Source organism: Flexivirga sp. YIM B11880 (assembly GCF_058148645.1).
The window spans coordinates 1-22229 of sequence record NZ_JBMAMH010000018.1; the positions used below are offsets into that span (position 1 = coordinate 1).

Genomic DNA, 22229 nt, shown 5'->3' on the forward strand with positions numbered 1-22229 from the left:
ACCAAGTCGAAAAACTTCGACCACACCTGCGGCGGATACGACCGAGTACAACCCTTCTGACGATCTCCCACAACATCTCCTTCAATTCGAGATGTTGCCTAGACCGGTGGAATCCGCCCGGCCTGCGCCGTGCGTAAGTCGCGACGGTCGCGAGTTGTTCACCGGATTCTCGTGATCAGCGTGCACAACCCGCAACGGTCGCGAGTTGTGGACGTCACCCCGCCCGAACGGCGCCGGCCTGCGTCCGTCAGCCGAACCCTGCGGAGGCGACCGCGCCATACGGCTCTATCGTCGGGACCGTGGCTTCCTCATCCCTACTCGCACTCTCCGACGCTCCCGTCCTCGCCCAGGTCGACCGGGGCGGCTTCATCGAGTCCGTGCACCGCGGCGTCGCCGTCATCACCGGCCCCGACGGGCAGATCGACGTCGCGCTCGGTGCCGTCACCGCGCCGTGCTTCCCGCGCTCGTCCAACAAGCCGCTGCAGACCCTCGCGATGCTGCGCAGCGGGCTGCGGCTCGAGCCGAAATTCGTCGCGCTGGCCAGCGCGAGTCACTCCGGCGAGCAGTTCCACTTGGACGGAGTCCGGGCGATCCTCGCCGGTGCGGGCCTCACCGAGGCCGACCTGCAGAACACCCCCGACCTGCCGTATGACGAACAGACCCGCATCCAGTGGCTCCGCGAGGGCAACGGTCCGACCTCGATCACACAGAACTGCTCCGGCAAGCACGCCGCCATGCTCGCCACGTGCGTCGTGAACGGCTGGGACACCGCGACCTACCGTGACCCCCAGCACCCGCTGCAGCAGGCGATGGCCGCGACGATCAGCGAACTCGCGCACGAGGAGATCGCTGCTGTCGCGGTGGACGGCTGTGGCGCCCCGGTCGTGGCGATCTCGCCGGCCGGGCTGGCCCGCGCCTTCGGGGCGCTCGCCGCCGCCGAGGCCGGCACGGACGAGGCGACCGTGCGGGACGCCATCCGCGAGCATCCCGAATACCTCGGCGGCAGCACGCGGGACGTCACCAAACTGATCAACGGCGTCGACGGGCTGATCGCCAAGGACGGCGCCGAGGCGGTGTATGCCGTGGGCCTCTCCGACGGACGCGGTCTCGTGGTGAAGATCGCCGACGGTGGCCAGCGGGCCCGTCCCGTCGTCATGGCGGAGCTGCTGCGGCGTGCCGGTGTGACCGGCCCCGCGGTCGACGAGCTGGGGCACGCCGACGTGCTGGGACACGGGGAGCCGGTGGGCGCGGTCACCGCCGTCATACGGTGAACTCACAGTTGACGGCCATCCGCGGCGTTAGGCTGACAGCATGGGAGCTTTGGTGCACTTGCAGGAGACCGTCGCGATCGTCCTCGGCGTCGCGCTCTTCGCGATGCAGCTCTTCGCGCTCGTCGACTGCGTCCGGCAACGGTCCGACGCATTCACAGCCGCCGGCAAGCTGAGCAAGCCGGCGTGGCTGGCGATCACCGGCGTCGCGTCCCTGATCGGCTTCCTGATGATCCTGTCGCCGATCAGCATCTTCGAGATCGCCGCCGTGGTGGCAGCGGGCGTCTACCTCGCCGACGTGCGCCCTGCGCTGCAGCAGGTGACCGGGCGCGCCCAGGGGAACAACCGGGGACCCTACGGATCGTGGTGACAGGACACCGCCTGCCGTGATCGAAGGGGAGATGGCGCGCTGGTCCACGCCGGTGCTCGGTCGGCTGCGCCCGCAGATCAAGACCTACGCCTGGGGTTCGCGCACCGTGCTCGCGGAACTGACCCGACGCCCATCGCCGACCGCCGAGCCCGAGGCGGAGCTGTGGATGGGCGCACACGAGGCCGCACCGTCCGGCATCCGTGACGTCACGCTCGACCGGCTCGTCGCCGAGGACCCCATCGCCACGCTCGGGCCCCAGGTGGCCCGCCACTTCGGCGGACGCTTCCCCTTCCTGCTGAAGATCCTCGCGCCGCAGACCGCGCTCTCCATCCAGGCACACCCGAACGCCGGGCAGGCGCTCGCCGCGGCACCGGGCACCTACGCCGACAGGTGGCCCAAGCCCGAGGCGCTGCTGGCCGTCACGTCGTTCGAGATCTTCGCCGGTCTGCGGCCGTATGACGACATCCGCCGCGTCGTCCACCTGCTCGGTGTGCCGTCGCTCACCGCGATGCTGCAGGCAGTCGCTGACGAACAGGCACCGGTTGCAACGCTGCTGGCTGACATCCTGCGCGCCGACCGCGAGCTCCAGCGTGCGCTCGTCGACGAGGTCGTCGCCGCCTGCGGCGCGCGGCTGACCGGGCCGGACGCCCAGTCGTTCGACGCGATGCTGCGGATCGCCGAGCAGTTCCCGGGCGACATCGGTCTGGTGGTGCTACTGCTCATGGTGCACCGCGTGCTGGAGCCCGGCGACTACATCTTCGTGCCGCCGGGCGTGCTGCACGCCTACGTGCACGGCACCTGTGTCGAGTTGTTGGCCAACTCGGACAACATCGTCCGCGCCGGGCTGACTCCCAAGCCGATCAACATCGACGAGCTGCTGCGCATCGTCGACTCGGACCGCGCCATGGTGCCCGAGCGCCCGACTCCCGGGCGGATCCACTCCTTCCCCGCGGAAGTGCCCCACTTCCAGCTGCACGTCGTCGAACCGGCGGCGGAACCGGTCGTCCTTCCCGCGCCCGACCGCCCGCGAATCGCATTGGCGTTGCACGGTTCCGTCTCGTTGTCGTGTGCGGGCGAAGAGTTCGAGCTGGCGCCAGGGGAGTCCTGCTTCCTCGGTGCCGCCGACGGTCCGGCGACTGCGTCGGGCGCCGGCACGCTCTACCTGGCCACGTCGGGTCTCACCAACTCCTGAGCGACTGCTGCGACCCGCACGCGCGTCATGGCGCTGCGATGATCCGGTGCGGCGCTGCGAACCGGCCGCAGCGGATTCGCAGTGGTGGTCGCGATGGTGGATGACGTTCCGCACGGAGCCGACCACGTCAGAGGAGTGTTGAAAATGGTCACCACACGTTCAGGTCTGAACCGAGCCGCCGCCGTCATCGGCACCTCGGCCCTGCTCGCCGGGGCAGCCATCGGTATCGCGGCCGCGCCGGCGCATGCGGCGACGGCGCGCAATGGTGCGTGCGAGTCGGGCGAATTCTGTTACTACTACAACTCCGACGAGGCGGGGTCGGTGTCGGACTTCACGACGTCGGTCGCCAACTACGGGACGGATCCGGCGACGTGTTACGTCTTCAAGGGCGCCGGTGCCGGTAAGGGGTTGTGCATCAAGAACAACGCGGCGTCGGTGTGGAACCGCACGTCGAAGCCGGTGTACGTCTACTACAACAGCAATTACGGTGGCGCGTCGCAGAAGATCGCGGCCGGTACGAAGGCCAACCTCAACTCCACGCTGAAGAACAACGACGCCTCGCACCACATCGGCGCGCTGTCCTCGCAGGCGCCGGTCAACGACTATCCCTACCGCAACTCGGCGGCGGACCTCGTGGACAAGTGGAATTTCTACACGCGTGAATGCACGTCCTTCGCCGCCTGGCGCGTGAACAGCCGGGACGGTGTCGCGTTCTCCAACTCCTACAAGGGCCAGCACTGGGGCAACGCAGGTCACTGGTACACCGCGGCAGTGGCCGCCGGCATCCCGGTGAACCGGACGCCGAAGGTCGGCGCCATCGCGGTCAACACCGTGCACAAGGTCGGCCACGTCGCCTACATCAACAAGGTGTACGCCGACGGTTCGTTCGACGTCGAAGAGTACAACTGGAACACGCCCTACGGCTACGGCACCCGGCACATCTCCGGCCTGAACAGTAACGACGGCGGCTTCCAGTACGCCATCCACTTCTGAGCCGCGATGTCAGGCCAAGGACGAAAAGTGCTGAGCGCAAAGGCAACTCGGCTGGCAACCATGCTCGCCGCCGGTACGTTCGTTGCGGTCGGCACCGGTGCGGTGATCGCCGCGCCGGCGCATGCGGCGACCGCGCGCAATGGTGCGTGCGAGTCGGGCGAATTCTGTTACTACTACAACTCCGACGAGGCGGGGTCGGTGTCGGACTTCACGACATCGGTCGCCAACTACGGGACGGATCCGGCGACGTGCTACGTCTTCAAGGGCGCCGGTGCCGGTAAGGGGTTGTGCATCAAGAACAACGCGGCGTCGGTGTGGAACCGCACGTCGAAGCCGGTGTACGTCTACTACAACAGCAATTACGGTGGCGCGTCGCAGAAGATCGCGGCCGGTACGAAGGCCAACCTCAACTCCACGCTGAAGAACAACGACGCCTCTCACCACATCGGCGCCGTCGGGGTGACCGGCGCGACGGTCATCTCCCGGGCCAAGGTCTGGGTGGCCAACGGAGTGCCCTACAACCAGCAGGGTTACTACCAGGGCTACCGCGAGGACTGCTCCGGGTATGTGTCGATGGCGTGGGGCTTGCCCAAGCCGGGCACGACGACGGCCGGTATGCCGAACTACGGCAGCTACATCAGCAAGTCGGCGCTCCGAACCGGTGACGTGCTGCTCAACTCCAACGTCGGCAGCCAGGGTCACGTCGTGATCTTCGAGAAGTGGGCCACCACGGATCACACGTCCTACTGGGCCTATGAGGAGAGCGGCAGCAAGGGCGCGGTCCACCGGATCGATCCCTACCCGTACTTCTCCGGCTACGGCACGTTCAAGCCGTTCCACTACAGCAAGCTGGTCTCCTGAGGGTCGGCTCAGATCTCGGGTGGGCGTGGTCTTCGCAGTGACCGCGCCCACCCGAACCTGTCGCGGTCAGACCGATGCGGGATCGACGTCGTCCAGTTCCCGGCCGAACGCCTCGTCGAACTCCTCGCGCGCGGCCAGATCCGCGGATGCGCGCGCGGCCCGCTCCTGGCGACTCAGTTCGGCGGCGGCAGCATGCTCGCCCTGCTTGGACAGCACCACCGACAGGTCGTGCATGGCGGCGGCGACACTGAGCGGCCGGTCCAACGTCGTGCACTCCTCGATGCTCTCCCGCAACTCCGTGGCCGCCTCGCCGAGCCGGCCGAGTGCGGCCAGCGCGCGGGCCTTGGTGCGGCGGGCGCGCGCTGCCAGGAAGAGGTCCTGGGCGTCGGTCGCTCGGCGCCATACGACCTCCGCCTCCTGCAACGCGTCCTCGTCCCGTCCCAGCTGGTAGCTCATCTCGGACCGCGCGTCGAGCGCGTATGACAGCAGGTGCTGCTCGTCGAAGTCCTGCAGCAGGCTGGTCACCTCGGCGAGCAGCACGTTGACCGAGCCCAGCTGGTGCTGGCGCCAGGTCACCCGCGCAAGCTCGATCGTCGCTGTCGCGTAGGCGATCCGGTCACCGCCGGCGGCGAGCAGCTCGCGGCTGCGCATCAGCTCGTGCTCGGCGGCGGTCAACTCGTCGTAGTCGTTGAGCATCACGCCCCGCACGGTGCTCGCCCAACCGGCGTATGTCGGGTCGGCTTTCTCGTGGAGCAGCTCCTCGGCGCGGTTCAGCGCTGCCTCGACAAGTGATCGCCGACCCAACGACAGGGCGGCCTGCGCCGTGACGATGTCCGCTGCGGCGGCTGCCTGGTTGGCGCCCAACAGTGTGAGCGCCTTGCGCGCACTGCCGGCGGCAGCCAGCGCCTCCCGCGACTGCGACCGCAGGTCCTGGCGGTGCCAGGCCTCGGCAAGCTGCAGCAATGCGCGGCCCAGCTGCTGGTCCGACGAGGCGGAGCCGAGCCGCGCGCGCACCCGTGACGCCACGTCGAGCCAACTGCCGTGCCCGGCGAAGGTGTGCTGCGCGTTGGCCGCGGCGACCAGCAACCGCCAGGACAGCTCCGGTGCGGAGTCGAGCACCGCCTCGGCGATCGCGAGCATCGCCGGGCCGTCGGCTCGGAAGAAGGCTCGCGCGACCGCGACGTCGGCGGCGGGCAGCGGCGACGCGTCGTCGTCCGGCATGGGGGGCGGCGCAGGGACGAAGCGGCGGTGGAAGGAGTCGTGGAAGCTCGTCGCCCGGCGCAGCAGCTCCCGGCCGAGATCCCTTGCGCATCGCGCTACTTCGTCGTCGTCGATGGCTTGGTGGTGGCGGGCGAACTGCGCGACCAGATCGTGCAGCCGGTAGATGGTGCACTCGTTGTCGCGCTCGACCGGCTCGATCAGATTCGTGGCGAGCAGCATCTCGATGAGGTCGTCGCCGGCGTCCTCGTCGTGCAGGAGCACTCCGGGCATCCAGCCGCTGACGCCGCTCAGCGGTAGATGGGCGAGCAAGCCGATGGCATGCTGCTCCTCGGCGGTCCGTCGCTCCCACACGAGCTGGACGCTGCGCCGCAGGCCCTCGAGTGCGTCCCGCCCGCCGGGGGAGCTGGAGCGCAACCGCTCCGCCATCGGCGCGAAGCGACGGTCGGGGCGGTGGCTGAGCCGACCTGCGACCAGCCGGATCGCGAGGGGCAGTCGTCCGGTCGCGTGGAGCAGCGAGGTCGCGCCGTCGACATCGGCCGCGACCCGGTCCTCGCCGATCAGCGCGCCCAGCAGGCTGAGTGCATCGTCGATCTGCAGCGACCGCAACCGAATCGACGACCAGTCAGCGACCTCCGGGTCCATGCCGCGAGCTGTCACAATTGCGAGGGAGCCCGCCGACACCGGCAGCAGGTGTTCCAGCGACTCGGCGACGTCGGGCGTCACGACCGGCAGGTTGTCCACGACGATGAGGACCCGCCGGGTCTCCAGGACGGAGCGGAACAGGCCGGTCCGGGCGGGGAGGTCCTCCGGGATGGCGCGGGTGCGCACCCCGAGGAGCCGGAGGAAGGAGCCGAGCACGTCCGCCGGGTCGAGCGCCTCGCTGACACCGAGATCGGCATACAGGGTTCCGTCGGGGAAGCGCTCCTGCACCTGCCGTGCCGCCCGTATGGCGAGCGCGGTTTTGCCGACCCCGGTCAGGCCGGTCACCGTGACGACCACGGCCTCGTCCGCTGCACTCGCCGCCGCGAGCCGGACCTGGTCGAGCTCCGCGTCGCGCCCGACGAAGTGCGACGGGCCACGGGGCAGGGTTCGCGGTATCGGCAGGTGGGCGACCCCGGCGGCTGCCGCGGAGTGCGCCGGCTCCGGCGGCTCCGCCGGGCGGGACGCCGGTTGTCCCGGCGTCGGCCGGTCCGGTGCCACCCAACTCGACCCGCTCAGCACCTGCTGGTGAGCGGCTCGCAGCAGTTCCGAGGGCTGGACGCCGAGTTCGTCGTCCAGCCGCCGGTAGATGTCGCGGTAGACGCGCAGTGCCTCCTCCTGACGCCCGGTCGCGACCAGCGCGCGCATCAGCTGCGCGGCGAACGTCTCGTGGAACGGCTGTTCTTGCACGAGGGCGGTCAATCGCGTTGCCAAACCACGTAATTCGCCGAGCTGGAGGGCGAGCTCGGTGCACTCCTCCATGACGGAGAGACGTTCACCGGTCAACGTCTCCTGCGCGAGATGCACCTCCTCGGTCGGCGGGATGTTCTGCAACGGCGGCCCGTCGAAGAGGTCGATCGCCGTAGTCAGCCGGGCCCATCGGTCGGCGCCGGACGACTCGCGATCGACGAGCTCGCGCCATTCGGCGTGATCGGACCGCACGCAGTCGGCGAGACGGTAGCCGGTCTTGGTCGTCTCGATCACCGACAGCCCACCGCCTTTGCGTCGCAGTCCCGACACGAGAGCCTGCACCCGGTTGCGCGCGGAGGAGGGCGGATCGTCACCCCAGATCCACGGCACCAGAGAGTCGGTCGGCGCCGAGCCCCCGGCCGGGCACATGGCGACCCGGGCCAGCACGGAGCGCTCCAACTGACTCAGCGGCAACGGTGTCGATCCCCTGAGAAGTTCCACCGGACCCAGCGCCCGAAGCCGGGCGCAGTCCCCTGGAGTACGCATGCCGCTCACGGTAATGCGCTGATTGAGCCGAAGGGAGGTTCGGCAGCGGCGGATTCGGCAGCCCTGTTGCTCAGGGTTTCCCGGTCGTCGGCATCGTCGGGGCAACGGCATCCCAGGCCACCGAGAGTTCACCCAGCCGCCACCGGCCGGGGCCGTCGAGCAACGGCCACCCGTCCTGCTGCAGGGTTGCCGCGGTCGCGAGAAAGCGTTGGCGCGCACCGTATGACGCGTGCGGGCCGGCCTTCGCCCAGGCATGCTCGAGCGCCTGCAGGAAGGCATGAATCCGCTCGCCGGGCACATTGCGGTGGATGAGCGCCTTGGGCAGTCGCTCCGCCACGACCGCCGGGGAGTCGAGGCCGCGCAGTCGCAGCGACAGGCTGAGCGACACCGGACCCGTTGCATCGAGCGCGACCCAGGTCATCACCCGGCCGATCTCGCTGCAGGTGCCGTCGATGACCAACCCGTCCGGTGTCAGCCGCTCCTGCAGGCGGCGCCAGGCTCCGTGGACTTCTGCCTCGTCATACTGACGCAGGACGTTGAAGGCGCGCACGACGCTCACTTCACCCGGCACGGGAATCTCGAAACCGCCTCGCGCGAAAGACAATCCATCGCCGGCGAAGTCCTGCGCGGCAGCAACCCGCTGCGGGTCGATCTCGATGCCGACAACGCGCGCATCCGGCCGGACCGTGCGGATGCGGTCGCGCAGTTCGACGGCGGTGATCGGCGAGGCACCGTAGCCGAGGTCGACGACGACCGGAGCCGCGGTCGGTCGCCGCAGACGCCATGCCTGGGTCGCGAGGAGCCAGCGGTCACAGCGCCGCAGGCGATTGGGAGCCGTCGTGCCGCGGGTGATGGCTCCCACCGGACGTTCCGCTCGCACCGCACCAGCCTAAGTCGGGGCCCCGTGAAGTATTCGGAGGAGCGGTGGGGGAGGAACTTCGTGGGGTGACCAGGAGTGGAACACTGGCCGGGTGACGACAGCTCCCGGCCGGCCGTGTCCCGTGCGGCGCGTGGCGATGATCAGCGTGCATACCTCGCCACTCGATCAGCCTGGCACCGGCGATGCGGGAGGGCTCAACGTCTATGTGGTCGAGACGGCGAAGCGGCTGGGCCGCATGGGGATCCAAGTGGAGATCTTCACCCGGCGCACCTCTGCCGCGCTCGCCGACACCGTGCAGCTCAGCCCAGGAGTCCTGGTCCGGCACATCGACGCCGGCCCTTACGAGGGCCTCGCCAAGAACGACCTGCCCGGCCAGTTGTGTGCCTTCGCCGCGGGCGTCATGCGCCACGTCGCGCACAGCCCGGAAGGGCACTACGACCTGGTCCATTCGCACTACTGGCTGAGCGGCCAGGTCGGCTGGTTGGCGGCGGACCGGTGGGACGTGCCGCTGGTGCACACGATGCACACGATGGCGCGCGTCAAGAACGCCTCCCTGGCGGAGGGAGACCGGCCCGAGCCGGGCGGTCGCGAGATCGGCGAGGAGCAGGTCGTGCGCGCGGCGAGCCTGCTCGTCGCGAACACGCCCCGCGAGGCAGGCGAGCTCGTCGAGTTGTATGACGCAGACCCGTCGCTCGTCGAAATCGTCTCTCCTGGGGTCGATTTGGCGACCTTCACGCCGGGCGACAAGGCTGAGGCGCGGTCCGCGGTGTGCCTGCTGGCTGAGGCGCAGGTGGTGCTCTTCGTGGGGCGCATCCAGCCGCTCAAGGCTCCGGACGTGTTGCTGCGGGCGGTCGCCCCCCTGCTCGAGCACGAACCCGCCCGGCGGGACCGGCTGACGGTCGCGGTGCTCGGCGGCCCGAGCGGCACGGGCCTGGAACGCCCGCGCCGGCTGCAGCAGCTGGCCCGCGAGCTCGGCATCGCCGACGTCGTGCAGTTCGTCCCACCGGTCGACCGCGCAGAGCTCGTGCAGTGGTATCGGGCGGCGGATCTGCTTGCGGTGCCGTCGTATTCGGAGTCCTTCGGGCTGGTGGCGCTCGAAGCGGAGGCGTGCGGGACACCGGTGGTCGCGGCGAACGTCGGCGGCCTCCCGGACGCGGTCGGGAACGCCGGCCGGCTGGTCGACGGCCACGACCCGACCGACTGGGCGACCGCGATCGCGGAGCTGCTCGACGACACCGTGTTGCGCGAGCAGTTGGCGCGCAACGCGATCGAGCACGCCGCCGGTTTCGGCTGGGACGCGACGAGCGAGCGGCTTCTCGAGGTCTACCGGCACGCCTGCCGCAGCACCGCCGAAGACACCTCCACCATGCAGCTGGCGGCCTTCACCGGTGTGCCGACCGCCCCGATCCCCTGACCCGCGTCGGTCGAGTGCTAGTCATGCGCGGGAGTGTCCGCGGTTGACGGTCGAACCGGTCGCTGACGGTGCAGCTGCGGGGTCACTGGCTGGTTCGGCCGTCAACGGCGGGAAAGGTGCGAGAGGCTAGTGCGATGACCGACACGCAGCAGATCATCGAGGACTACCTGACGGACGCGAAGGTGGAGTGGGAGCTCGGTGCCCGTGACGGTGAGTTCGTCGTGACGCTGCCGGGGGAGCGCAAGCTGAAGACTGTCGTATCGCTGGTGCTGGGCGAAACCGCCTTGACGGCAACCGCCTTCGTCATACGACACCCGGACGAGAACGAGACGGAGTTCTACCGTTATCTGTTGCGGCGCAACCTGCGCCGGCCGGGCGTCGCCTACGCCGTGGATGAGCACGGCGACGTCTTCGTGGTCACCCGCGCACCGGTCGCGGCGGTGGACGCGGCATACCTCGACACCCTGATGGGGACGGTGCTGGAGGCGTCCGACGAGATCTTCAACGAGCTGCTGGTGATCGGCTTCCGGACCTCCATGCAGAAGGAATGGGACTGGCGGATCAGTCGCGGCGAGTCCACCCGCAACCTGGAGGCGTTCCGCCACCTCTTGGACCACGCAGAGGGCGGCAGCCCCGCTGAATAGGATGGCCGTTATGACCTACACCCTGGTGCTGCTTCGTCACGGCGAGTCCGAGTGGAACGCCAAGAATCTCTTCACCGGCTGGGTCGACGTCCCGCTGAGCGACAAGGGGCGGGCGGAGGCGGTCGCCGGCGGTCAGCTCATCCTCGACGGCGGCCTGCAGCCGGATGTGGTTCACACCTCGCTGCTGCGGCGCGCGATCACGACCGCAGCGCTCGCGCTGGACGTCGCCGACCGGCACTGGATCCCCGTGCGCCGCAGCTGGCGGCTGAACGAACGGCACTACGGCGCGCTGCAGGGCAAGGACAAGAAGGCCACTCTGGCGGAGTTCGGCGAGGAGCAGTTCATGACCTGGCGCCGCTCCTTCGACGTGCCGCCGCCGCCGATCGAGCCGGGCAGCGAATACAGCCAGGACGGCGACGTCCGCTACGCCGGCCTCGGTGACGAGATGCCCCGCACCGAGTGCCTCAAGGACGTCGTCGCGCGCTTCCTGCCCTACTGGGAGGAGGCGATCGTGCCGGACCTCAAGGACGGCAAGACCGTGCTCATCGCGGCGCACGGCAACTCCCTGCGCGCGCTGGTCAAGCACCTCGACGGCATCAGCGACGACGACATCGTCGGCCTCAACATCCCGACCGGCCAGCCGCTGGTCTACCGGCTCGACGAAGACCTCAAGCCGACCGTCCCGGGTGGCGAATACCTCGACCCGGTCGCCGCGAAGGCCGCCGCGGAAGCCGTCGCCAACCAGGGTCGCTGACTCGTCGGCGTCGACTCCTCGCGCGGGTCGGGCTGTATCAGCGGCGGGCGAGCCCCTCGTCGCGTGTGTCGTAGCGGCCGGTGACGAGGTAGACGATGCGTCCCGCCACCGCGACGGCGTGGTCGCCGAACCGCTCGTAGTAGCGGCCGATCAGCGTGGTGTCGACGGCTGCCTCCGTGCCGTGCTCCCAGCGGTGGCCGAGCAACTCGGCGAAGATCGCCCGGTGCAGGTCGTCCATCTCGTCGTCGATCCGGTCGATCTCGGCCGCGCCGGTCACGTCCTTGTCGGCGATCGCCTGCCCGGTGGCTGCGACGAGCCGGGCGGCGACGTCCGCCATACCGCGGATCGTGCCGTGCAATTCGCTGGGTATGGCGCCCTCCGGGTAACGGCGTCGCGCGGCCTTGGCCACATGTCGGGCGAGGTCGCCCATCCGTTCGATGTCGCTGGCCATGTGCATCGCGGTGACGACCATCCGTAGGTCCGTGGCGACCGGCTGCTGGCGCGCCAGCAGGTCCACCGCCCGGTCGTCGACCGCACGGCGCAGCACATCGATGTCGTCGTCGGCCGCGATCACGCTCTCGGCGATCCGCAGGTCCGCCTCGAGCAGCGCCGTGGTCGCCCGCTCCATGGCGGCCCCCACCATCGTGGTCATCTCCACGAGGTCGTCCGACACCTTGTCGAGGTCGTCGTGGAAAGCGTCGCGCATCTGTATCCCTTGCTGTTGTGGTGATCCCGGTCGTTCCGGTTGAAGGGTCCCCGCGTTCGGTGAACGCCAGGAGACGCAGACGTTAACGCTCGTCGGACACTCGGCATACGACGCCGCTTCGGTGAAAACGAGGTGTCAGGGGTGCGTACATTGGGCGCCGTGATGCTCGCAGTTGCCACCGCGGCGGCCGCCCTCGTCGTGGGCTTCGTCGCTGGTGTGCTCGTACGACGCCGGGCCGCGACCCCCGCCGCTGAAGCGCCGCATTCCACGTCACCGCTCACGCCCGCCGCCATCGACGTGCTCGACGTGTTGCAGTCGATCGTCATCGTGGTCGACGCCTCGGACCAGGTGGTCTGGTCCAGTCCGAGCGCCGGCGCACTCGGCTTGGTCAGGGCCGCCGAGGTGTCCCACCCGGAGCTGCTCGGCATGGTGCGCGGGGTCCGCCGTGACGGTAACGTCCGCGAAGTGGAGCTCGACGTCGCGCGCGGTCCGTTGGGCAGTGCCCAGCTGACGCTGGCGGTGCGCGTCGCACCGCTTCGCGGCAACCACGTGCTGCTCCTCGTCGACGACCGCACTCACTCCCGGCGGGTCGAGGAGACCCGCCGCGACTTCGTCGTCAACGTCTCGCACGAGCTGAAAACGCCGGTGAGCGGTCTGACGCTGCTCGCCGAGGCGGTCGACGAGGCCCGGGACGACAGTGAGGCGGTGCACCGGTTCGCCGGCCGAATGCAGGTGGAGACGACCCGGCTGGCGCGGCTGGTGCAGGAGATCGTCGAGCTGTCCCGGCTGCAGGTCGCGGACACCCTGGAGGACCCCGTGCTGGTGGACCTGCGCGCCTGTGCCCAGGACGCGGTGGAGCATGTCCGGGTGCTCGCCGACGACAAGCGCATCACCCTCGTCACGGCGTATGGCGACCCGGCGGTGCCGGTCCAGCTGTATGGCGACCCGAACCTCATCACGACCGCGATCCGCAACCTGGTCGAAAACGCCGTCAACTACTCCGACAGCGACACCCGGGTCAGCGTCGGTGTGCAGCCGGACGGCGACCTGGTCTCGGTGATCGTGACCGACCAGGGCGCCGGCATCCCACCCGCTGAACTGGACCGCATCTTCGAACGTTTCTACCGGGTCGACGCCGCTCGGTCGCGCCGCACCGGCGGCACCGGTCTCGGCCTGGCGATCGTCAAACACGTCTGCTCCAACCATGGTGGTGAGGTGACCGTCTGGTCCGAAGAGGGCCACGGCTCGACCTTCACCATGCGACTTCCGGCGGCACCGCCGACCGGCCCCGCCATACCTGACACGACACGGAAGGTCAGCCCATGACGCGCATCCTCGTGGTCGAGGACGAAGTCTCCATCTCCGACCCGCTCACCTACATGCTCGGCAAGGAGGGGTATGACGTCGCGCTCGCCGAGACCGGGCCGGACGCGTTGCTCGAATTCGACCGCATCGGAGCCGATCTGGTGCTCCTGGACCTGATGCTGCCCGGCATGCCCGGCGTCGAGGTGTGCCGCATGCTGCGGCAGAAGTCGAACGTCCCGGTCATCATGCTCACTGCTAAGGACAGCGAGGTCGACAAGGTGGTCGGGCTGGAGATCGGCGCCGACGACTATGTGACCAAGCCCTACTCGGCCCGCGAGTTGCTGGCGCGGGTGAAGGCGGTGCTGCGCCGCGGCCAGGAGGCGGAGGAGCTGGTGCCGGCGACGTTGGAGGGCGGCCCGGTCCGGATGGACGTCGAGCGGCACACCGTCGCTGTCAAGGGCGAATCGATCTCGTTGCCTCTCAAGGAGTTCGAGTTGCTCGAGCTGCTGCTGCGCAACACCGGGCGGGTGCTCACCCGGGCGCAGCTGATCGACCGGATCTGGGGCAGCGACTACGTGGGGGACACCAAGACGCTCGACGTGCACATCAAGCGGCTGCGGGCCAAGATCGAGCCGGATCCGGGCGAGCCGAAGTTCATCCTCACCGTGCGCGGGCTGGGCTACAAGTTCGAGACGTCCTGACCCGCGGCATACGACAACGGCCCCTGACAGCGAGTCAGGGGCCGAATGCGTTCGGGGCAGGGCTGCTCAGGCCGGCGGCTCCGACGCCTGCGTGTTGGGCGGGGGGGTGTAGGTCGGGTGGGCCGGCGACGCCGAGCCGTAGGGGTATTGGTCGAGCATGACCGGCACCTGGATGTCAGTGGTGCCACTGCCCTGGGTGGAGAAACTCACGCTCTCGTAGGCGCCGGGTCGGGCGGCGACGGAGGACACCGAGACGGGGGAGACCGTGGCCTTGTCGACGCCGGACTTCTTGCCATCCAGGCGGACCGCGGTGGCGGCCGGGATGGTCACGCTGGTCGAGGAACTGCCGGCCTTGACAGTGAGCTTGACCGGCGACTGACCGTTGTTGACGGCGAGACCCTGCAGCGCACCCGGCTGACCCTGGGCGCTGGTGACGATCAGCAGGTTCTGCAACTGCACGTTGCCGATGGTCTTGCTGACACCGTCGGCGGCGTCGTAGCTCTTGGTCGTCTGCGCCGGCGAGAGGTACATGCAGCCGCTCAGCGTCGTCGCGGTCGCTGCCAGTGCCAGCGCACCGAGCGCGGGCCGGGACACCGAATTCAGGTGGGAAGCCAGTCGTCGCGTCACACGCGTCAGCCTAGCGGTCCGTCCCCGCGGCTTTCGAGCGGGCGGGCCGGGCGGCTACGTCTCTCCCGCCGTGAGCACCCCACGTGAACTGGTTGACCATCAGATCTCGCGCGCGCGGAGCACGCGCGGCGCGGCTTGTCAAGACCACCTTGGACGCCTGTGCAAGGCGCTGACCTGCGGAAACGTTTATGTGACCCGCACAACTCGTGATATTCTGGGAACCGCGAAAGGGGAAAACAACACATGGTTTTCAAGGTCGGCGAGACGGTCGTTTACCCGCACCACGGAGCGGCCCTCATCGAAGAGATCAAGGTCCGCAAGATCAAGGGAGAGGACAAGCAGTATCTCGTTCTCAAGGTTGCCCAGGGCGACCTGAAGATCGAAGTTCCGGCCGAGAACTGCGACCTGGTCGGTGTGCGCGACGTCGTCAGCAAGGAAGGCCTCGACCACGTGTTCGAGGTGCTGCGCGCGGACCACACCGAGGAGCCGACCAACTGGTCGCGTCGCTACAAGGCAAACCTCGAGAAGCTCGCGTCCGGTGACGTCATCAAGGTGTCCGAGGTCGTGCGCGACCTGTGGCGCCGTGACCAGGATCGCGGCCTTTCGGCAGGTGAGAAGCGCATGCTCGCCAAGGCACGCCAGATCCTGGTGTCCGAGCTGGCGCTCGCCGAGCACATCAACGAGGACAAGGCCGAGGCCACTCTCGATGAGGTGCTCGCCTCCTGAGCCACCGACCCGCTGACAACGCCCACGACTTTCCGGTCGTGGGCGTTGTCGTCGTGGCCGCCGGGATGGGGATGCGGTTGGGCGCCGGTATGCCGAAGGCGCTCGTCCACATCGGCGGCCGCACCCTGGTCGAGCACGCCCTGGAACGCGCCCGCGACGTCGGTCGAGTAGCGGCTGGAGGAGCGGCGGGGTCCCCGCGAAGTATCCGGAGGAGCGAAGCGGGGGAGGAACTTCGTGGGGTGCCGAAGCGGGGTGAGCCGCGCATCGAGAGCACGTCCCACTCGATCGTCGTGGTCGCCCCGAAGACCCACCTCGCGGAGTTCGAGGCGCTGCTGCCCGGGGTGCGCGTCGTACCCGGCGGCGCGGAGCGGACGGATTCGGTGGCCGCCGGCCTGACCGCACTGCCACCCGAGGTGGACATCGTGCTCGTCCACGACGCCGCACGTGCCCTCGCGCCGACATCCCTCTTCGACGCCGTCGCTGCCGCCGTCGCAGCGGGGGCCGACGGCGTGGTCCCCGGCCTGCCGGTCAGCGACACGATCAAGCGGGTCGACTCCACCGGCCGGGTGATCGACACGCCGGACCGGGCGGGGCTGCGGGCGGTGCAGACGCCGCAGGGCTTTCGTCGGGCGGCGTTGGAGGCCGCGCACGCCCGCGGCGGAGACGCGACCGATGACGCGATGCTGATCGAACGCTCCGGTGGCACTGTCCAGGTGATCGACGGCGACCCGCTGGCGCTGAAGATCACCCTGCCGCCGGACATCGAGGCCGCCGAGCGCCTGCTCGGCCGCGCCGCACCCGTCCTCATCGTCCTCGGCGGCCTCCCCGGGACCGGCAAGACCACGTTGGCCCGCGCCCTCGCCCAGCGCATTCCGCTGGCGCATCTGCGCGTCGACACCATCGAGGCAACGCTCGTGCACAGCGGTCTCGCCAAGCAGATCACCGGCCCCGAGGGGTATGCCGTGGCCTTGCGCGTGGCCGGCGACCAGCTCGCGCTCGGCCTCTCCGTGGTGGCCGACACGGTCAACCCGATGCCGGAGACACGCGACTGGTGGCGTGCGGTCGCGGCCGAGCACGGTGCCCGGCTGGTGGAGGTCGAGCTGGAGTGCTCCGACCCGCAACTGCACGAGCGTCGGGTGACCGAGCGGTCCTCCGACATACCCGGCCTCCAGGTGCCGGCGTGGCAGGACGTGCTCGACCGCGAATATCAGCCGTGGTCGCCGGATCTGCGGCTCGACACCGCGACACGGGCACCCTCCGAACTCGCCGAGGCAGTGATCGACTGGATGAGGAGTCACTCATGACCTTGCCCCGCACCGGGATCGGCATCGACGTGCACGGCTACGCGACGGACGAACGGCCGCTCTGGCTCGCCGGTGTGGAGTGGCCGGGGGAGCGCGGTGTCGAGGGCCACAGCGACGGGGACGTCGCGGCCCACGCTATGTGTGACGCGCTCTTCTCCGCCGCCGGTCTGGGGGACCTGGGCGCGCACTTCGGTGTCGATCGCCCGGAGCTGGCCGGCGCGCCCGGTGTGCGGCTCTTGGGCGAGGCCCGAAACATCCTCTTCGACAACGGATTTCAGCTCGGCAACGTCGCCGTGCAGGTCGTTGCCAATCGCCCGAAGATCGGCACGCGCCGCGGTGAGGCACAGGCGGTGCTTTCCGAAGCCCTTGGCGGAGTGCCGGTTTCGGTCGCTGGCACCACCGCCGATGGCCTGGGCCTCACTGGCCGCGGCGAAGGCGTCGCGGCCATCGCGACCGCGCTCGTCATACCGTTCGAGTGATGCAGTCCCCGGTCAGCCGGGAGAGCAGCGCGACGGCGTCGTGCGGTGCGAATCCCTTCGCGTCGTTGTCGAAATAGACATACACGTCCTGCCCGGCGGACGCCCATTCACGGCATCGCTCGGCCCACGCATCCAGCGCCCCCGCGCCGTAGCCGCTCGCGTAGAGCTCGGTGTCGCCGTGCAGTCGCACGTAGCGGAAACCGGCGGTGTCCCGGTCGATGACCGGCCAGCGACCGGCGCTGTCGGCCAGCACCATCGCGATGTCGTGCCGGCGCAGCAGGTCGGCTGCCTCCGGCTCCAGGAAGCTCTCGTGGCGCGGCTCCAGCGCGTGCCGCAACGTCGTGTATGACGTGGCGCGGGTGAGCGCCCGCCCTTCCTTGAGCTTGTCGTCGTGCCGCTCCGCGAGCCGCTCCGCCTCCGTCGTGGTGCGCGGCAGCAGCGCGAAGAACGACTCCAGGAGCTCCGCGTCATACGGCTGACGAGCCGGCAGCTGCCACAGGATCGGTCCGAGCTTCGGTGGCAGGGCGAGCACTCCCGAGGCGAAGAAGTTGGCCAGCGCCGACTCGACGTCCCGCAGCCGCTTCAGGTGGGTGATGAACCGGCCGCCCTTGACTGCGAAGACGAAGTCGTCCGGCACCTGGTCGCGCCAGGCGGCATACGAGGTGGGTCGCTGGAGCGAGTAGAACGAGCCGTTGAGCTCCGCGGATGTCGTGCGTTGCGAGAGGTATTCGAGCTCCCGTCGGTGCACGAGCCCCGGCGGGTAGAAGTCCCCGCGCCACCTCGGGTAGTTCCATCCCGACGTGCCGACGAAGAAGTTCATTCAGCAAACCTACGCGGCCTCGCCCATGCCGGGCGGGAGCCATAGCGCTCGCCTGGCATGGGAAAACGTCCGACGGGATGGACGGAGCTCACGCCGGCCCGATGAGCTGGATCAGGTTGCCGCAGGTGTCGTCGAGCACGGCGATCGTGAACTCGCCTTGGACACTCGGAGGTTGAACGAACCGGACTCCGGCTGCGGACAATTCGCGATGTGCCTCCTCGACGTCGTCGACCCGGAAGGACGCCGCAGGTATGCCGTCCTCAGCAATCGCGCGCTGGAACTGCTGAGCAGCGGGGTGCCCGTTCGGCTCGAGCAGCAGCTCAACACCGTCCAGCGCCTCCGGATCGACAACGGTGAGCCAGCGGTCGGCCCCGATCGGCACGTCGTGCTTGGGGACGAAGCCGAGCCGGTCGGTGTAGAAATCGAGGGCCTTGGCCTGGTCGTCGACGAACACGCTCATGACGTGAAGTTGTGGTCTCACGGTCGGTTCTCCTTTTCGGGTGTGACCCAGCGGTCGAGCAGCGACCGCAGCGGTCCGGTGTCGAGATGGTGCAGCTTGGTGCGGCCGGCTCGCTCCGTCCGCAGCAGTCCGGCGTCTTCGAGCACGGCGAGGTGTTGCGACACGGCCTGACGGGTGATCGTCAGGCCGTGCTCGGTGAGCAGCCGGGTGCACAGTTCGAACAAGGTCATTCCGTCGCGGGCGGTCAGCTCGTCGAGGATCACCCGGCGGGTCGGGTCCCCGATGGCACGGAACACCTCGTCGCTCACCCCGAGATAATAGGCAAGTTCGTACTTGCCTATCAAGGGGTGGTCGGTGACCACCGCACGCCGGGCCGCCGGATAGGCTGACGGTCCGCCGCAACGAGAGGAATCCCCGTGAGCGACATACGCATTGACAAGGTGGTCACGTCGGGCACGTTCAGCCTGGACGGCGGCACCTGGGACGTCGACAACAACGTCTGGATCATCGGAGATGACAGCGAATGCGTCGTGATCGACGCGGCGCACGACGCGTCGGCGATCGACTCCGCCATCGGCGCCCGGCGGCTGACGCACATCCTCTGCACACACGGCCACGACGACCACATCGACGCGGTGCGGGACCTCGCGGCGCTGCATCCCGGCGTGCAGGTGCTGATCCACGGCGCGGACCGGATGCTCTGGGACCGGGTGATCACCGAGGCCCCGGACGGCGAGCTGGCGGACGGGCAGCAGCTGGACGTCGGCGGAGCGCAGCTGAAAGTTGTTCACACCCCAGGGCACTCGCCCGGCGCGTGCTGCTTCCTGCTGGAAGAGGAGGGCGTCCTCTTCAGCGGCGACACCCTCTTCAACGGCGGCCCGGGAGCGACAGGACGGTCGTTCAGCGACTTCGGCACCATCGTCGACTCGATCCGCGGCAAGCTGCTGATCCTGCCACCGGACACCGTCGTGCACACCGGGCACGGCGACGACACGACGATCGGCGCAGAGGCGCCGCACCTGCAGGAGTGGATCGACCGCGGGCACTGAGCGACACGACCACAACCTGACCGACGGGAGTGGCACGGAGAGGTGCACGTGTACTCCCCTCGATCGACAGGGCGCGTGGTCGGGGGAGCCGCTCGCGGCAGATAAACTCGGCTGCGTGACCTTGCAGATCTTCGACACCGCCACCGGGACGCAACGGCCGTTCGAGCCGCTGCGCGAGGGACAGGTCGGCATCTACATCTGCGGGCTCACCACGCAGGGCGCGCCGCACATCGGCCACGTCCGCTTCGCGGTCGCCTTCGACATCCTGCGCCGCTGGCTCACCACCGGTCATGGGTATGACGTGACGCTTGTCCGCAACATCACCGACATCGACGACAAGATCCTGACCAAGTCGGCCGAGGCCGGCGTCCCCTGGAACGAGTGGTCCTACACCTTCGAGCGCGAGACCAACGACGCACTCGACGCGCTCGGCGTGCTCCGACCCAGCTACGAGCCGCGCGCCACCGGTCACGTCACCGACATGATCGAGCTGATCCGGCTGCTCATCGACAAGGGCCACGCCTACCCGGCCGAGGACGGCTCCGGCGACGTCTATTTCGACGTCCGGTCCTGGCCCGAATACGGCGAGCTGACCCGGCAGAAGATCGACGACATGGAGCCGGCTGCCGACGCCGATCCGCGCGGCAAGCGCGACCCGCGCGACTTCGCGCTCTGGAAGGGCACCAAAGCGGGCGAGCCCGCCACTGCGTCGTGGCCCACGCCGTGGGGTGACGGCCGCCCGGGCTGGCACCTGGAGTGCTCCGCGATGGCGCGTCGCTGGCTGGGCGACAGTTTCGACATCCACGGCGGCGGCATCGACCTGCGCTTCCCGCACCACGAGAACGAACAAGCCCAATCGCACGGAGCGGGACTGGGTTTCGCGCGTTACTGGATGCACAACGGCTGGGTCACCATCGCCGGCGAGAAGATGAGCAAGTCGCTCGGCAACACTCTCGCGGTGCTCGAGCTCACCAGGACGGTTCGTCCGCTGGTGCTGCGCTACTACCTGAGTGCGGTGCATTACCGCTCGACGATCGAATACCACCCCGGCTCACTCGACGAGGCAGCCGCCGCTGTCGACCGGATCGAGGGCTTCCTGCGCCGGGCCCTGCCGGACGGCGTGGGCGAGGCGGACGCCATACCGACGGCCTTCGCGAACGCGATGGACGACGACCTCAACGTGTCCGGCGCGCTCGCCGTGGTCTTCGAGCACATCCGCGAGGGCAACATCGCCCTCGACGAGGGCGACACCGACCGCGCTGCCGCGATCGCCGCCGAGGTGGTCGCCATGACTGAGGTGCTCGGCGTCAATCCGCTTTCTGGTCAATGGGGTTCGAGCAGTGACAATGCCGCGACCAGCGCGCTCGACGCGCTCGTCGAGGGCCTGATCGAGGCGCGGGCCCGCGCTCGGCAGGAGCGCGACTTCACGACCGCGGACCAGCTCCGCGACCAGCTGACCGCCGCCGGCATCACGGTGGAGGACGGACCGGACGGTGCTCGCTGGACCGTCACCGGCAAACCTGACAAGGACGATTGACGTGCCCGGAAACTCAAGCCGCCGCGGCGCGGTCCGCAAGGGCAACTCGAAGAAGGGCGCCGTCGTCGGCAGCGGCGGCCAGCGGCGCCGTTCCCTGGAGGGGAAGGGCCCGACGCCGAAGGCGACCGAGCGGCCGAATCACAAGGCCTACAAGACTGCTCATAAGTCGGATGCCGCGCAGAGGTCCGCGCCCCGTCGGCAGTCCAAGAACGCCAAGCCGTCCGGTGAGCTGATCGTCGGCCGCAACTCGGTGTTGGAGGCGCTGCGGGTCGGCGTACCCGCCACCGCCCTCTATGTCGCGGGCCGGATCGACTCCGACGACCGGGTCCGCGAATCGCTGAAAATAGCCGCGGATCAATTGGTTCCGATCATGGAGGCGCAGCGTCCCGAGCTCGACCGGCTGTCCGACGGCACACCGCACCAGGGTCTGGCGCTCCAGGTGCCGCCCTACGATTACGCGCACCCCGACGACTTGATCAACCCCGAGGCGCCCGGCACTCAGCTCGTCGTCGCGCTCGACGGCATCACCGACCCGCGCAACCTCGGCGCCATCCTCCGGTCGGTCGCCGCGTTCGGCGGCCACGGCGTCATCGTCCCCGAGCGTCGTTCAGCCGGTATGACGGCCGCGGCGTGGAAGACCTCCGCCGGAGCGGCGGCACGAGTGCCGGTGGCCCTGGCCGGCAACCTGACCCGGACCCTCACCGACTTCCGCAAGGCCGGCTTCTTCGTCATCGGTCTCGACATGGACGGCGACGTCGAGCTGCCCGGGCTGGAGCTGGCCACCGAGCCGTTGGTGATCGTGGTCGGCTCCGAGGGAAAGGGCTTGTCGCGGCTGGTGCGCGAGACCTGTGACCAGATCGTGTCGGTGCCGATGAGCTCGTCCGTCGAGTCGCTCAACGCCGGCATCGCGACCTCGGTCACGCTCTACGAGGTCGCCCGGCTGCGCGCCGCGAACTGAACGGGTCAGCGGAACCGGCGGGCAA

23 protein-coding genes are annotated in these 22229 nt (G+C 69.2%); 16 read left to right on the forward strand and 7 right to left on the reverse strand.

Going from position 1 to position 22229, the window contains the following annotated elements; all coding sequences use genetic code 11:
• Positions 1-299: 299 nt before the first annotated feature.
• The 5 genes from ACN8HC_RS17825 (at position 300) to ACN8HC_RS17845 (ending at position 4684) form a co-directional block, all read left to right on the forward strand.
• A complete protein-coding gene (locus ACN8HC_RS17825) occupies positions 300-1271 on the forward strand; it encodes an asparaginase (RefSeq protein ID WP_490076190.1) in 972 nt (323 codons plus the stop codon).
• 40 nt (positions 1272-1311) lie between these two features.
• Complete coding sequence (locus ACN8HC_RS17830; protein WP_490076191.1) at positions 1312-1638, forward strand: DUF2516 family protein; 327 nt, start codon at positions 1312-1314, stop codon at positions 1636-1638.
• Between the two features lie 16 nt (positions 1639-1654).
• Complete coding sequence (manA, locus tag ACN8HC_RS17835) at positions 1655-2830, forward strand: mannose-6-phosphate isomerase, class I (RefSeq protein ID WP_490076192.1); 1176 nt, start codon at positions 1655-1657, stop codon at positions 2828-2830.
• A gap of 144 nt (positions 2831-2974) precedes the next feature.
• Complete coding sequence (locus ACN8HC_RS17840) at positions 2975-3823, forward strand: peptidase inhibitor family I36 protein (protein ID WP_490076193.1); 849 nt, start codon at positions 2975-2977, stop codon at positions 3821-3823.
• A gap of 27 nt (positions 3824-3850) precedes the next feature.
• Complete coding sequence (locus ACN8HC_RS17845; protein ID WP_490076194.1) at positions 3851-4684, forward strand: peptidase inhibitor family I36 protein; 834 nt, start codon at positions 3851-3853, stop codon at positions 4682-4684.
• A 66-nt stretch (positions 4685-4750) separates the two neighbouring features.
• Here ACN8HC_RS17845 and ACN8HC_RS17850 read toward each other — a convergent pair whose 3' ends face one another.
• On the reverse strand, positions 4751-7840 hold the full coding sequence (locus ACN8HC_RS17850) for an AfsR/SARP family transcriptional regulator (protein ID WP_490076195.1): 3090 nt from the start codon (positions 7838-7840) through the stop codon (positions 4751-4753).
• Between the two features lie 70 nt (positions 7841-7910).
• Positions 7911-8720, reverse strand: coding sequence for a class I SAM-dependent methyltransferase (locus tag ACN8HC_RS17855; RefSeq protein ID WP_490076196.1), 810 nt, complete (start codon positions 8718-8720; stop codon positions 7911-7913).
• A 136-nt stretch (positions 8721-8856) separates the two neighbouring features.
• Here ACN8HC_RS17855 and mshA point away from each other — a divergent pair, with 136 nt between their 5' ends.
• The 3 genes from mshA (at position 8857) to ACN8HC_RS17870 (ending at position 11532) form a co-directional block, all read left to right on the forward strand.
• Entirely contained in the window at positions 8857-10134 is a 1278-nt protein-coding gene (gene mshA / locus ACN8HC_RS17860) for a D-inositol-3-phosphate glycosyltransferase (protein WP_490076243.1), read from the forward strand.
• Between the two features lie 134 nt (positions 10135-10268).
• A complete protein-coding gene (locus ACN8HC_RS17865; protein ID WP_490076197.1) occupies positions 10269-10778 on the forward strand; it encodes a YbjN domain-containing protein in 510 nt (169 codons plus the stop codon).
• A 10-nt stretch (positions 10779-10788) separates the two neighbouring features.
• The gene (locus ACN8HC_RS17870; protein ID WP_490076198.1) at positions 10789-11532 is read left to right on the forward strand and encodes a phosphoglyceromutase; all 744 of its coding nucleotides are present in this window, start codon (positions 10789-10791) and stop codon (positions 11530-11532) included.
• Positions 11533-11569: 37 nt separating this feature from the next.
• On the opposite strand, the gene phoU is transcribed toward ACN8HC_RS17870, so the two are convergent.
• Complete coding sequence (gene phoU / locus ACN8HC_RS17875) at positions 11570-12238, reverse strand: phosphate signaling complex protein PhoU (RefSeq protein ID WP_490076199.1); 669 nt, start codon at positions 12236-12238, stop codon at positions 11570-11572.
• 162 nt (positions 12239-12400) lie between these two features.
• Between phoU and ACN8HC_RS17880 the strand changes: the two genes are divergently transcribed.
• Entirely contained in the window at positions 12401-13564 is a 1164-nt protein-coding gene (locus ACN8HC_RS17880) for a sensor histidine kinase (protein ID WP_490076244.1), read from the forward strand.
• The gene (locus ACN8HC_RS17885; RefSeq protein WP_490076200.1) at positions 13561-14244 is read left to right on the forward strand and encodes a winged helix-turn-helix domain-containing protein; all 684 of its coding nucleotides are present in this window, start codon (positions 13561-13563) and stop codon (positions 14242-14244) included. Before ACN8HC_RS17880 ends, ACN8HC_RS17885 begins: the two co-directional genes overlap by 4 nt.
• Before the next feature lie 66 nt (positions 14245-14310).
• Here ACN8HC_RS17885 and ACN8HC_RS17890 read toward each other — a convergent pair whose 3' ends face one another.
• Positions 14311-14871 (reverse strand): hypothetical protein, encoded by a 561-nt coding sequence (locus tag ACN8HC_RS17890; RefSeq protein ID WP_490076201.1) that lies wholly within the window; start codon positions 14869-14871, stop codon positions 14311-14313.
• A gap of 243 nt (positions 14872-15114) precedes the next feature.
• On the opposite strand from ACN8HC_RS17890, the gene ACN8HC_RS17895 reads away from it, so the two are divergent.
• The 3 genes from ACN8HC_RS17895 to ispF are packed head-to-tail and all read left to right on the forward strand — an operon-like array spanning position 15115 to position 17380.
• Positions 15115-15597: a CarD family transcriptional regulator gene (locus tag ACN8HC_RS17895; RefSeq protein WP_490076202.1), complete on the forward strand. Its 483-nt coding sequence runs from the start codon at positions 15115-15117 to the stop codon at positions 15595-15597.
• A gap of 38 nt (positions 15598-15635) precedes the next feature.
• Positions 15636-16901 carry a 2-C-methyl-D-erythritol 4-phosphate cytidylyltransferase gene (locus tag ACN8HC_RS17900; RefSeq protein WP_490076203.1) on the forward strand — a complete coding sequence of 422 codons (1266 nt, stop codon included), beginning with the start codon at positions 15636-15638 and terminating at the stop codon, positions 16899-16901.
• A complete protein-coding gene (gene ispF, locus ACN8HC_RS17905) occupies positions 16898-17380 on the forward strand; it encodes a 2-C-methyl-D-erythritol 2,4-cyclodiphosphate synthase (RefSeq protein ID WP_490076204.1) in 483 nt (160 codons plus the stop codon). Before ACN8HC_RS17900 ends, ispF begins: the two co-directional genes overlap by 4 nt.
• Here ispF and ACN8HC_RS17910 read toward each other — a convergent pair.
• From ACN8HC_RS17910 to ACN8HC_RS17920, 3 genes are all read right to left on the reverse strand, one after another.
• A complete protein-coding gene (locus ACN8HC_RS17910; RefSeq protein ID WP_490076205.1) occupies positions 17364-18200 on the reverse strand; it encodes a DUF72 domain-containing protein in 837 nt (278 codons plus the stop codon). The two genes, ispF and ACN8HC_RS17910, sit on opposite strands and share 17 nt — an antisense overlap.
• An 88-nt stretch (positions 18201-18288) precedes the next feature.
• Positions 18289-18660: a VOC family protein gene (locus ACN8HC_RS17915; RefSeq protein WP_490076245.1), complete on the reverse strand. Its 372-nt coding sequence runs from the start codon at positions 18658-18660 to the stop codon at positions 18289-18291.
• Positions 18661-18677: 17 nt separating this feature from the next.
• Positions 18678-18968 (reverse strand): ArsR/SmtB family transcription factor, encoded by a 291-nt coding sequence (locus tag ACN8HC_RS17920; protein WP_490076206.1) that lies wholly within the window; start codon positions 18966-18968, stop codon positions 18678-18680.
• A 102-nt stretch (positions 18969-19070) separates the two neighbouring features.
• Between ACN8HC_RS17920 and ACN8HC_RS17925 the strand changes: the two genes are divergently transcribed.
• From ACN8HC_RS17925 to rlmB, 3 genes are all read left to right on the forward strand, one after another.
• On the forward strand, positions 19071-19709 hold the full coding sequence (locus tag ACN8HC_RS17925) for an MBL fold metallo-hydrolase (RefSeq protein WP_490076246.1): 639 nt from the start codon (positions 19071-19073) through the stop codon (positions 19707-19709).
• Between the two features lie 115 nt (positions 19710-19824).
• Positions 19825-21246: a cysteine--tRNA ligase gene (cysS, locus tag ACN8HC_RS17930; protein ID WP_490076207.1), complete on the forward strand. Its 1422-nt coding sequence runs from the start codon at positions 19825-19827 to the stop codon at positions 21244-21246.
• Between the two features lies 1 nt (position 21247).
• Entirely contained in the window at positions 21248-22204 is a 957-nt protein-coding gene (gene rlmB / locus ACN8HC_RS17935) for a 23S rRNA (guanosine(2251)-2'-O)-methyltransferase RlmB (protein ID WP_490076208.1), read from the forward strand.
• Positions 22205-22229: the final 25 nt, after the last annotated feature.